Raw genomic sequence first — 11,801 nt, 5'->3', positions numbered from 1 at the left:
GGATTCGCCCGTCTCCTCGCTCCTGGAACTCACGCCCGCACCGCCTCCGCGAGCCGTCGCGCGAGCTGCGGCGTACATCGCCCCAGGTCCACCAGCGGCCGCGGGAAGTCCCCCACCAGCGACACCCCGTCCAGGGCCAGGGACGGCAAGGTGATGCCGGCCCCCTTCAGCGCCGCCCGCAGCTCGTCCCGCGCCTGCTCGGCATCCCTGATCCTCCCGGCCGCCGGAGACCGCTCCGCCATTCCCATTCCTCTTCTCCGTTCGAGTCCTGACTGGCCTGCCAAGGCCCTTTCCCCGTCCTAGAGTTGTCACTCCGGGCCGCTCTCAAAAGGGAGTTGGCGTTGTCGTCGACACGGGCAACAGGGGGTTCGGCGAATGGTCGAAAACAATTCCGACGAGGACGAGGGCTCGGCCCGCTGGGTCCTCGCCTGCGAACTCCGGCGGTTACGGGAGGCGTCCGGCAAGTCCCTGGCCCAACTGGCCGAGGACACCAACTACGACCGCACCTACCTGCACCGCCTGGAAACCGGCGAGCGACTCTCGAAGCTCCCGGTGATGGAGGCGCTCGACGCGGCATACGGGACGGGCGAGCTGCTGGTGCGGCTGTGGGGGCTGGCGCGGCTGGATGGCTTCAAGGACAAGTACCGGGAGTTCATGAAGCTTGAGGCGAAGGCGACGATCATGCATGCATACGCGAGTGCCATTCCTGGGTTGCTGCAAACCGAGGACTTCTCACGCGTCGTGCTGTCGTCAGTGGCAACGCCCATAAGCCCCGATGAGCTCGAAGAGACCGTCGCTGCCCGACTGGGCAGGCAGGAGACGCTGCAACGTCACCGACCGCCCCATGTGCGGGTCATCCTCGATGAGGCGGCGCTGCGGCGGCCGGTGCGTGTCCCCGGCATCTGGCATGACCAGCTGGCACGGATTTCGGAGGCAGCCAAGGCGCCGCACACGACCATTCAGGTGCTTCCGTTCTCTGCGGGGGTGCATAGCCTGATGGGTGGCTCGCTCTGGCTCTTGTGGATGGCGGACGGTGGTGCCGTTGCCTACCTGGAAGGCAACAGGTCGGGCGAACTGATCGAAGAGCCAGAGGAGGTTGAGCAATATCGCCTGTCCTACGATCGGCTCCGCGACGAGGCCCTCTCGCCGTCTGATTCAGCAGCGTTCATCGAGCAGTTGGTGGAGGACAGCAGACCATGAAGACAGTTAGCGACCTGGTCGACGGCGCTTGGCGCAAGAGCAGCTACAGCGACGGCGGAGCCGACAACTGCGTCGAGGTGTCCGACGGCTTCCCCGGCGCCGTCCCGGTCCGTGACAGCAAGAACCCGGCCGGGGGTGTGCTGCTCTTTCCGGCGGCTGCCTGGTCGGCGTTCATAGGTGGCGTGAAGGACGGTCGGCTCGGCTGAACTGGCCGCTCGGGTACGAGTACGCACCCGTGCCCGAGCGGCGGGAGCATCCCTTCTGGGCCTACCCAGGGCTCCGCTGCCGCCGGGTCGCCGCCACGATCACGAACGTGACGCTGATCAGGAGCGCCCATGAGCCGAACTTCTCCAGGGGGACCGGCTGCCAGCCGTGGAGTTGGTGCGGGTAGCGCCATGCGCCCAGGTAGGTGGCGATGTTCTCGGCCAGCCACAAGAAGAAGCCGATCAGCGCGAAGGACAGCGCCAGCGGCATGCGGTAGCGCGTCTTCCCCACACTGAACCGCACCGACGTGCCTCCCGTGACCGCGACGAGCAGCGCGGCGAGGGGCCAGCGCAGGTCGGGCAGCCAGTGGTGACTGAAGAAGTTCACGTAGATGGCCACGGCGAGGGCAGCGGTGGCGCGGGGGCGGTAGCGGACGAGTTCCAGCTCCATCAGCTGCCATGCGCGGCAGACGTAGCTGCCGACCGCGGCATAGAGGAATCCCCCGTACAGGGGCACGCCCGCGAGCTTGAACACCGCGGGCTCCGGATAGCTCCAGGAGCCGAGCGAGACCTTCACCAGCTCGAAGGCCAGCCCGATCGCGTGACACACGGCGATGACCAGGACATCCCTGCTGCTTTCCCACCCGCGTAGCCGGAACACCAGCGTGAGCAGCAGTCCGTAGACGAGCAACAGGTCGTACCGGGCCACCGGCAACTGCGGCAGCGCGGTGGACAGCGCGACCCCCGCGAGCAGCGCGACGGCGAACGCGCAGCTGCTCGTCTGGAGCCGGGTGAAGATCAGTAGTTGCTGTACGCGGGCCAGATTCGCGTGCATGTCGCGAGAGACGCGTCCCTGACGGGCGGGGTTGCCAGAGGGGCGGGAGGGGTTGCCGGCGGGACCGGAGGGGGTGCCGGAGGCGAGGTCCGGCGCCGGGCCCACGCCCGGACCGGGCCCCGGCACTACTCATGGCGCGAGCCGGAGCCCCTACCCGGCCGGTCGGCTCACCCCTCCGGATACCTCCGCGGTGTCCACACGACCTCGGTCCCGTCATCGCGCCGTACCGCCTGAGTCTGGGACGAGCCGACGATGAGCAGGGTGCGCATGTCGACCTGGGTGGGGTCGAGGTCGGAGAGGCGGACGGTGCGTACCGACTCCTCGGGGCCGCCGATGTCGCGGGCGAGGATGACGGGGGTGTCGGGGGCGCGGTGTTCCAGGAGGAGTTCGCGGGTCTTGCCGACCTGCCAGGTGCGGCTGCGGGAGCCGGGGTTGTAGAGGGCGAGGACCAGGTCGGCGCCGGCCGCGGCATGCAGGCGTTCGGCGATGACCTCCCAGGGCTTGAGGCGGTCGGAGAGGGAGATGACCGCGTAGTCGTGGCCGAGCGGGGCGCCGGCGCGGGCGGCGGCCGCGTTGGCGGCGGTGACACCCGGGAGGACCCGTACGGGGATGGCGCGGTAGGGGGCCTGGCAGGCGACCTCCAGGACGGCGGTGGCCATCGCGAAGATGCCCGGGTCGCCGCCGGACACCACGGCCACCCGGCGGCCGCGCCGGGCCAGGTCGAGGGCGAGTTCGGCGCGTTCGGACTCGACCTTGTTGTCGGAGGCGTGGCGGCGCTGACCGGGACGCAGCGGGACGCGGTCCAGGTAGGTGGTGTAGCCGACGAGGTCCTCGGCGGCGGCCAGGGCGCCACGGGACTCGGGCGTCAGCCAGAGCGGCCCGGCCGGACCGGTGCCGACGACGACGACCTCGCCGGGGTGGGGGGAGGACTCCGCCTGGCCGGCGCCGGACGGTTCGTCGGTGGCGGTGGCGGTGGCGGTGGCGGTGGCGGTGGCCGTGGCCGTGGCCGTGGATGTTGCCGTGGCCTCAGCCGGGGCGGCGGTCGTGGTCGTAGCCGGGGCCGTAGTCGTGGCCGCGGCAGTGGCCGTACCCGTACCCGTACCTGCGGCCGTACCCGTACCCGCGGCCGTACCCGTACCCGTGGCCGTGTCCGCCGGTGGCAGGTCCGCGATGCGGCTCGGCACCACGCTGACGGAGAAGTACGGGACCGTCTCCGCGTCGATGTCCGCCAGCCGCTCCGTGCGTTCGCCGGACATCGTCGCGCGCTCGACGTAGTGGGCTTCCAGGAGACGGCCGGAACGTTCCATGGCGCGGCGGACGGTGGGGAAGGTGCGGCCCAGTTTCATGACGACGGCGGTGTCGGTCGAGGCCAGGCGGGCGGTCAGTTCCTCCTCCGGGAGCGTGCCGGGGAGGATCGTCAGGACCTCGTCGGCCTCGGCGAGCGGCTTGCCCAGGCGGGCCGCGGCGGCGCTGATGGAGGTGACGCCGGGGATGACCTCGGTCGGATAGCGGTGGGCCAGCCGCTTGTGCATGTGCTGGTAGGAGCCGTAGAAGAGCGGGTCGCCCTCGGAGATGACGGCGACCGTGCGGCCGGCGTCGAGGTGCGCGGCGAGGCGGGCCGCCGCGGTCTCGTAGAACTCGTCCAGTGCGCCCCGGTAGCCGCCGGGGTGATCGGTCGACTCCGTGGTGACCGGGTAGATCAGCGCTTCCTCGATGTGGTCGGCACGGAGGTGCTGTGCGGCGATGGAGCGCGCGATGGAGCGTCCGTGCCGGGCGCTGTGGTAGGCGATGACGTCGGCCTCGGCGATGACCTCGACCGCTCGGACCGTCATGAGGGACGGGTCGCCGGGGCCGAGGCCCACACCGTAGAGGCGACCGGTCAGCTGCTGCTCGCTCACGCTCACTCTTCCTCGCTTGCCAGGGCGTTGATCGCGGCGGCGGCCATGGCGCTGCCGCCCCGGCGCCCGCGCACGACGATGTGGTCCAGCTCCGACGGGTGGGCGATCAGAGCGTCCTTGGACTCCGCGGCGCCGATGAAGCCGACGGGTATGCCGATGACGGCGGCGGGGCGGGGTGCGCCCTCCTCGATCATTTCGAGGAACCGGAAGAGGGCGGTGGGGGCGTTGCCGAACGCGACCACGGCGCCTTCCATCCGGTCCCGCCACAGCTCCAGGGCGGCGGCGCTGCGGGTGGTCCCCATCCGGGCGGCCAGGTCCGGCACCGACGGGTCGGCGAGGGTGCACAGCACCTCGTTGTCGGCCGGCAGCCGCTTACGGGTGACGCCGCTGGCCACCATGTTGGCGTCGCAGAGGATCGGCGCACCGGCGCGCAGCGCCTCGCGGGCGCGGGCCACCACCTCGGGGGTGAAGGCGAGATCGCGTACCAGGTCGACCATGCCGCAGGCGTGGATCATGCGGACCGCGACCCGGCTGACGTCGGCGGGCAGGCCGCCGAGGTCCGCCTCGGCGCGGATGGTGGCGAAGGACTGGCGATAGATCGCCGCACCGTCCTTCTCGTAGTCGAACGCGGTCACTGTGGCCTCGGGGTTGTCGGGTACGGGACGGTTCTGGAGGTGGGGCATGGCGCGGTGGGTCGGGGGTGGTTCATGGGGTGGGGCGTGGCGCTGTGGGTCGGTTCATGGGGTGGCGCGGTGGGTCGGGGTGGAGCATGGCGCTGTGGGGCGGAGGTGGTTCATGAGGTGGGGCGGGGGGCTGCGGGGGGTGCCGCCGGGGCGGGTGGGGTCTTCGGCCGGACGACCGATACCTGGTAACCGTCCGCCGTCGCCAGCACATCGACCCAGGCACCGTGCGGGTGCCCACAGCGCCGCTCACAGCCGGACCAGTACACGGGGAGGTGGTGACGGGGGGCCGCCGGGGTGTCCGGTCCCGGTCGGTGACGGGGAGCGGGGTTGCAGGTGTCGGGGCCTGAAACGGATATGGGGACGGATACGGGGACGGGGACGGGCGTGCCCGCCGTGACCGCGGCCGTTGCATCGCCCCGTACGTCGGTACGGGACTTGGCGCAGCCGGGGCGGCCGGTGCAGGCGCCGATGCGGTGCCAGGGGGAGTCCGGGTCGGTGATCAGCCCGGCGGCGGCCAGTTCACGCAGGCGGGCAGCCGCCACGTCGGCGGACAGCCCCGGGATGACGATGCCGCGCCAGGGGGTGAGCCGGAGAACGCCCTCCCCGTCCGCCGCGGCGACACCGGTCAGCAGCCGCCACTGCGCGACGGACAGCCGCCCCAGCGGTGCGAGCACGGAAAGCGCCCGGGCGCCATCGAGCCCCTCGACGATGCCGGGGGCGGAGGAGTCGGCGTAGGAAACGGGGGCGGGGTACGGCGCGGGGACCGCGTATGGCGCGGGAGCCGCGTCCGGCACGGGGTCCGTAGCCTCGGCCACCTCCGCCACTCCGGCCACAAACCCAAACCCAACCCCCGCTCCCCGCAGCCGCTCCGCGACCGCCCGGGCCGTCAGGCCGTGTTCGGGCGGGAGTTCACGGACCCGCCAGGCGCCGCTGCCGCTTGCCTCGGCGGCGGAGAGGAATGCCTCGGCGGCGGTGAGGGCGGCGCGTGGGGCGTCGGGGCCGGCGATGCGCAGGGCCGCCGGGTCGTCGCCGACCCGCAGCAGGGCAGTGCCTCCGGGGCGGGCCGGATGTCCGGTCCCGGCCTGGTCCCCGTCGTCTGCCGGGGCCTCGGTCCCGGCCGGTTCTGCGACCAAGCTCACATCGCCGCCGAGCGCCGCCACATCGCCCCGGCCGTCGTCCAGGACGAAGAGGAAGCGGCCCGACAGCGCGGTCGCGGACTCGCTCGTGCAGAGCAGCCGGTCCAGGTCACGGGCCCACAACCGCACGTCAGAAGGGGTGTGCCGGTCCAGTCCGGCCAGGGGGGAGGCGAGGATGTTGCGGATGCGTTCGTGGCGCTCGGAGGGCAGCAGGCCGGCGTCGCGCAGCAGGGCGGCGAGCCGGCCGCCGCAGTCGTCCGGGAGGCCACGGAGTTCCGCGTTGCCGCGGGAGGTGAGGGAGAGATGGCCGTCCCCGAGCCGGTCCGCGGCGTCGGCCAGCGCCTCCGCCTGACGTACCGTCAAATCCCCGGCGGGCAGTCGCACTCGGGCGAGGTGGCCGTCGGCGGCGGAGTGCAGCCGCAGCGCTCCCGGGCAGGCGTCACCGCGGTCCCGTATAAGCGGTTCGGACCCGGGGGGCCGTGTCGAGGGGGAGGGCGGCATGGCCGCGAGCATACCCACGGAGGCGGGTGGCCCATCCGGGCCGGATCCGGCCAAGCTCGCGGCCCGAATCCGCGTACGCAGGCGCGCGCCCCGTACCGATACGGCCGGTCCGGAGGCCCGCTTACCTCGCGCGGCCGCAGCCCTTACTATGCAGGTCGGTGGGTCGGACGTCCCGCCGACGCCAGCGACGGCGCAGGGCCTTACGGCCCCAGGGAGGAAGCCCGGTGTGAATCCGGCGCGGTCCCGCCACTGTGAACCCGGCAGCTGCCGGTGAGCCAGGAACTCCCGCCGTCCATACGACCACCCGGGGCGCGGATACCCCGAGGAAGGGCCTGCGCTCGCATGCTTCTGCTGCTGTCGACCTCCGACACCGACCTGCTCAGCGCCCGGGCGGCCACGGGTCCCGTGCCGTATCGGCTCGCCAACCCCGCCCGTCTCGATGTCGCCGAACTCCCCGCGCTGCTGGAGGGCACCGACCTCGTCGTCGTACGTCTCCTCGGTGGCATCCGCGCCTGGGAGGAGGGCCTGGAGGTGCTGCTCGCCGAGGACCAGCACCGGCCGGTCGTCGTGCTCACCGGTGAACAGGCCCCCGACGCCCAGCTCATGGAGCAGTCCACGGTCCCGGTCGGCATCGCGGCCGAGGCGCACGCCTATCTCGCGCACGGCGGCCCCGCCAACCTCGACCAGCTCGCCCGCTTCCTCTCCGACACGGTGCTGCTGACCGGCCATGGCTTCGAGCCGCCGGAGCCCGCCCCGTCCTGGGGCCCGCTGGACTGGGAAGGGCGCAACGAGAGCGGCCCGCTGGTCGCCGTGCTCTACTACCGCGCCCACCACATGAGCGGCAACACCGCTTTCGTACGGACCCTGTGCGAGCAGATCGAGGCGGCCGGCGGGCGCGCCCGGCCGCTGTTCGTGGCCTCCCTCCGCGCCCCCGAGCCGGAGCTGATCGAGGCACTGGGGAGCGCCGACGCCCTGGTCACCACGGTCCTCGCGGCGGGCGGCAGCAAGCCCGCCGAGGCATCCGCGGGCGGCGACGACGAGTCCTGGGACGCGGGCGCGCTGGCCGCCCTGGACGTGCCGATCCTCCAGGCCCTGTGCCTGACCGGGCCGCGCAGCGCCTGGGAGGAGAACGACGAGGGACTCTCGCCGCTGGACGCCGCCTCGCAGATCGCGGTCCCCGAGTTCGACGGCCGGCTGATCACCGTCCCGTTCTCCTTCAAGGAGGTCGACGAGGACGGACTGCCGGTCTACGTCGCCGACCCCGAGCGCGCCGCCCGGGTCGCCGGGATCGCCGTCCGGCACGCCCGGCTGCGCCACATCCCGGCCGCGGAGAAGCGCCTCGCGCTGGTGCTGTCCGCCTACCCGACCAAGCACTCCCGCATCGGCAACGCGGTCGGGCTGGACACCCCGGCCAGTGCCGTGGCCCTGCTGCGCCGCCTCCGGGCGGACGGCTACGACTTCGGTGACGAGACCGCCGAGCCGGTCCCGGGCCTGGAGTCCGGCGACGGTGACGAGCTGATCTACGCCCTCATCGAGGCCGGAGGCCACGACCAGGAGTGGCTCACCGAGGAACAGCTCGCCCGTAACCCGGTCCGCATTCCGGCCGCCGACTACAAGCGCTGGTACGCCACGCTGCCGCAGGAACTCCGGGACTCCGTCGAGCAGCACTGGGGGCCGCCGCCCGGCGAGATGTTCGTCGACCGCAGCCGGAACCCCGACGGCGACATCGTGCTGGCCGCGCTGCGCCGCGGCAATCTCCTGATCCTCATCCAGCCGCCACGCGGCTTCGGCGAGAACCCGATCGCGATCTACCACGACCCCGATCTGCCGCCCTCGCACCACTACTTGGCGGCGTACCGCTGGATCGCGGCCGCTGCCGAAGACGGCGGTTTCGGCGCGGATGCCATGGTCCACCTGGGCAAGCACGGCAACCTGGAGTGGCTGCCCGGCAAGAACGCGGGCCTGTCCGCGGCCTGCGGCCCGGACGCCGCCCTCGGTGATCTGCCGCTCGTCTACCCCTTCCTGGTCAACGACCCCGGCGAGGGCACCCAGGCCAAGCGCCGGGTGCACGCCACCCTCGTCGACCACCTCGTCCCGCCGATGGCCCGCGCCGAGTCCTACGGCGACATCGCGCGCCTGGAGCAGCTCCTGGACGAGTACGCGGCCATCTCCGCGATGGACCCGGCCAAGCTGCCCGCGATCCGCGCCCAGATCTGGACGCTGATCCAGGCCGCCAAGCTCGACCACGACCTGGGGATGGACGAACGCCCCGACGACGACGGCTTCGACGACTTCCTGCTGCACGTCGACGGCTGGCTGTGCGAGGTCAAGGACGCCCAGATCCGCGACGGACTCCATGTGCTGGGCGGCGCGCCGACCGGCGAGGCACGGGTCAACCTCGTTCTGTCCATCCTGCGCGCCCGCCAGATCTGGGGCGGTACGTCCGCCCTGCCCGGTCTGCGGGAGGCGCTCGGACTGGACGAGTCCGCGGCCACCCGTACGACCGCCGACGAGGCGGAGGCCACCGCCCGCGCCCTGGTGCAGGCGATGGAGGACGCGGACTGGGACCCGGCAGCGGTGGCCAAGGCCGCCGAGGGACACCCGGCCGCGGTCGCCGACATCCTCGACTTCGCCGCCCGTCAGGTCGTCCCGCGCCTCGCCGCCACCACCGACGAGATCGACCACGCCGTGCACGCCCTCAACGGCGGCTTCGTCCCGGCCGGGCCCTCCGGCTCCCCGCTCCGTGGCCTGGTCAACGTGCTGCCGACGGGCCGGAACTTCTACTCCGTCGACCCCAAGGCCGTGCCCTCCCGCCTCGCCTGGGAGACCGGCCAGGCCCTCGCCGACTCCCTGCTGACGCGCTACCGCGACGACAACGGCGACTGGCCGCAGTCCGTCGGTCTGTCGCTGTGGGGCACCAGCGCCATGCGGACGTCCGGCGACGATGTGGCCGAGGCGCTGGCGCTGCTGGGTGTCCGCCCCGTCTGGGACGACGCCTCGCGCCGGGTCAACGGGCTGGAGCCGATCCCGCTCGCCGAGCTCGGCCGCCCCCGTATCGATGTCACGCTGCGCATCTCCGGCTTCTTCCGGGACGCCTTCCCGCACGTCATCGGCCTGCTCGATGACGCCGTACGGCTCGCCGCCGGACTGGACGAGCCGGCCGCGGAGAACTTCGTCCGCGCCCACACCCAGGCCGACCTCGCCGACCACGGCGACGAGCGCCGCGCCACCACCCGCATCTTCGGCTCCCGCCCGGGGACGTACGGCGCGGGTCTGCTCCAGCTGATCGACTCCCGTGACTGGCGCACCGACGCCGACCTGGCCGAGGTCTACACGGTCTGGGGCGGCTACGCCTACGGCCGCGGGCTGGAGGGCCGGCCGGCCCGCTCCGAGATGGAGACCGCCTACAAGCGCATCGCGGTCGCCGCCAAGAACACCGACACCCGCGAGCACGACATCGCGGACTCCGACGACTACTTCCAGTACCACGGCGGCATGGTCGCCACCGTCAAGGCGCTCAAGGGCAAGGCGCCCGAGGCGTACATCGGTGACTCCACCCGCCCGGAGACGGTCCGCACCCGCACCCTGGTCGAGGAGACCTCCCGGGTCTTCCGCGCCCGGGTGGTCAACCCCCGCTGGATCGAGGCGATGCGCCGCCACGGCTACAAGGGCGCCTTTGAACTCGCCGCCACCGTGGACTACTTGTTCGGCTACGACGCCACCACGGGCGTGGTCGCCGACTGGATGTACGACAAGCTCGCCCAGACCTACGTCCTCGACCCCGAGAACCGGGCCTTCCTGGAGGAGGCCAACCCCTGGGCCCTGCACGGGATCGCCGAACGCCTCCTCGAGGCGGAATCCCGCGGCATGTGGGAGAAGCCGGACGCCGAGACGCTGGCGGCGCTGCGCCAGGCTTTCCTGGAGACCGAAGGGGAGCTGGAGGGCGAGGACTGACCCACCACGGGGCGGGCCGGCCGTGGCCCGCCCCGGCGGAAGGCCGCGGCCGGCCACAACGCGTGGCTGCGGCCGGAGTCCGGCAGCTGACCGGGGCGGCGGGGGCCGGCCGTCGGACCGGGCCGCCTGCTCCGTCAGGCGGCCTTCGCGGTGATGTCCCCGTTGCTGGTGGTCAGCTCCAGGCGGTAGCGGGCCGCCGGGTCCTGGGCGATGCCTATGTGCTCCTCCCCGTTGCTGGTCTCGGCGGCGACCCGGTACGGGCCCTTCGGCAGTTGCAGCCGGATGGCGCCGTTGGAGGTCTTCGCGCGGACGTCCTGCGCGGTGGCGGGGGTGAGGTCGATATCCCCGTTGGACGACTCGGCCGCGGTCCGCGCGCCCGACAGCCCGCGTCCGGTGATCCGGCCATTGGTGGTCCGGACATCGACCGCGCCGCTCGCCCCGTCCAGCTGGATGTCCCCTGAGCTGGTGGTCAGCTTCACCGGGCCCACCTTGGCCAGCTCCACCGAACCGGACGAGGTCTCCCCGCTCACCGGGACCCCGGCCGGCAGCTCGACGGTGTAGTCCACGGTGCAGTTGCGGCCGCAGCCGGCGAGCACCAGCACACCGTCCTCGACGCGGTGGGTGGCGCCCTGCGGCCGTTCGCCGTGGTACGAGACCGCGCGGTGCACCGAGACCGTGCCGCCGCCCTTGCCGCCGTGCACCGTGAGGCCGCCCGAACCGGTGTCCAGCCGGACGGACGTGATCTTCTTCGAGACCGTGGCGTCGTCCTTGAAGGTCTTCCCGGGCAGCAGCCCACAGGCGCTGAGGCTCACTGCCCCGATGCCGGCCAACGCGACGACGCCGATGAAACGGACCCGCATACGCATGAACTCCCCCGGAAAAAGTCGCTGTTTGGCGAGGTGCGGGCCCGTGCCCCGCACGCTCCCCCGCTGTTTCGAGGCTATGGCCGCGACCGCGCCCGGACCATGAGGAAAACCCCCGGATCAAGGTGTGGAGAGCCCCAGGTGCGACCCACGGGTGGCGGTGCGACGATTTTTGTGGGGGTGGTTCCTGTGCTGCTCATGGGGTGGACGAGGAGGCTTCCGGTGACTGCCACGAAGACATGGAACGCCGAGATCAGCATCACCGAGACCGACAGCGAGGTCAGAGCCGAGGCCAGGCTGCGTGGCAAGGAAGGCGGACAGATGGTCGGCCAGGGAGCGGCTCGCTGCAATCCCGCCGATGAGAACGTCCCGGCCATCGGCGACGAGCTGGCGGTGGCACGGGCGATGTCGGACCTCAGCCATCAGCTGCTCCAGCGGGCCGCGCACGACATCGAAGTGCACACGGCCCGGCCGGTGGAACGGCTGCGCGCCTGAGACCCCGGCACACCGGGCGCCGTCCGGCAGACC

Annotated in this window: 10 protein-coding genes and 1 riboswitch; of the genes, 4 read left to right on the top strand and 6 right to left on the bottom strand. The window is 72.4% G+C overall.

The features are described 5' to 3' along the window. Positions 1-29: 29 nt before the first annotated feature. On the bottom strand, positions 30-248 hold the full coding sequence (locus ACFWJW_RS18945; protein ID WP_387242211.1) for a hypothetical protein: 219 nt from the start codon (positions 246-248) through the stop codon (positions 30-32). Between the two features lie 127 nt (positions 249-375). On the opposite strand from ACFWJW_RS18945, the gene ACFWJW_RS18940 reads away from it, so the two are divergent. Next, entirely contained in the window at positions 376-1,200 is an 825-nt protein-coding gene (locus ACFWJW_RS18940; protein ID WP_387242208.1) for a helix-turn-helix domain-containing protein, read from the top strand. Then, positions 1,197-1,406 (top strand): DUF397 domain-containing protein, encoded by a 210-nt coding sequence (locus tag ACFWJW_RS18935; protein WP_387242205.1) that lies wholly within the window; start codon positions 1,197-1,199, stop codon positions 1,404-1,406. Before ACFWJW_RS18940 ends, ACFWJW_RS18935 begins: the two co-directional genes overlap by 4 nt. Before the next feature lie 61 nt (positions 1,407-1,467). Here ACFWJW_RS18935 and ACFWJW_RS18930 read toward each other — a convergent pair whose 3' ends face one another. The 4 genes from ACFWJW_RS18930 to ACFWJW_RS18915 all read right to left on the bottom strand — a co-directional run bounded on the left by ACFWJW_RS18930 (position 1,468) and on the right by ACFWJW_RS18915 (position 6,468). Further along, complete coding sequence (locus ACFWJW_RS18930; RefSeq protein WP_387242202.1) at positions 1,468-2,238, bottom strand: DUF817 domain-containing protein; 771 nt, start codon at positions 2,236-2,238, stop codon at positions 1,468-1,470. Positions 2,239-2,405: 167 nt separating this feature from the next. After that, the gene (locus ACFWJW_RS18925; protein WP_387242199.1) at positions 2,406-4,136 is read right to left on the bottom strand and encodes a precorrin-2 C(20)-methyltransferase; all 1,731 of its coding nucleotides are present in this window, start codon (positions 4,134-4,136) and stop codon (positions 2,406-2,408) included. Positions 4,137-4,138: 2 nt separating this feature from the next. Beyond that, positions 4,139-4,819 carry a precorrin-8X methylmutase gene (locus ACFWJW_RS18920; RefSeq protein ID WP_190146657.1) on the bottom strand — a complete coding sequence of 227 codons (681 nt, stop codon included), beginning with the start codon at positions 4,817-4,819 and terminating at the stop codon, positions 4,139-4,141. 110 nt (positions 4,820-4,929) lie between these two features. Then, the gene (locus tag ACFWJW_RS18915; RefSeq protein WP_387242291.1) at positions 4,930-6,468 is read right to left on the bottom strand and encodes a cobalamin biosynthesis protein CobG; all 1,539 of its coding nucleotides are present in this window, start codon (positions 6,466-6,468) and stop codon (positions 4,930-4,932) included. Between the two features lie 201 nt (positions 6,469-6,669). After that, a riboswitch (cobalamin riboswitch) is annotated at positions 6,670-6,741 on the top strand. A 57-nt stretch (positions 6,742-6,798) separates the two neighbouring features. Here ACFWJW_RS18915 and cobN point away from each other — a divergent pair. Then, positions 6,799-10,410 carry a cobaltochelatase subunit CobN gene (gene cobN / locus ACFWJW_RS18910; protein WP_387242195.1) on the top strand — a complete coding sequence of 1,204 codons (3,612 nt, stop codon included), beginning with the start codon at positions 6,799-6,801 and terminating at the stop codon, positions 10,408-10,410. 134 nt (positions 10,411-10,544) lie between these two features. Here cobN and ACFWJW_RS18905 read toward each other — a convergent pair whose 3' ends face one another. Next, positions 10,545-11,270, bottom strand: coding sequence for a DUF4097 domain-containing protein (locus tag ACFWJW_RS18905; protein WP_387242192.1), 726 nt, complete (start codon positions 11,268-11,270; stop codon positions 10,545-10,547). 225 nt (positions 11,271-11,495) lie between these two features. Between ACFWJW_RS18905 and ACFWJW_RS18900 the strand changes: the two genes are divergently transcribed. Next, positions 11,496-11,768 (top strand): DUF1876 domain-containing protein, encoded by a 273-nt coding sequence (locus ACFWJW_RS18900; protein ID WP_018092780.1) that lies wholly within the window; start codon positions 11,496-11,498, stop codon positions 11,766-11,768. Positions 11,769-11,801: the final 33 nt, after the last annotated feature.

It is taken from the genome of Streptomyces sp. NPDC127097, from assembly GCF_042724075.1.
Lineage (GTDB): Bacteria > Actinomycetota > Actinomycetes > Streptomycetales > Streptomycetaceae > Streptomyces.
Note: the sequence above shows the minus strand (reverse complement) of the source record. Positions and strands in the feature narration are given on the sequence as shown.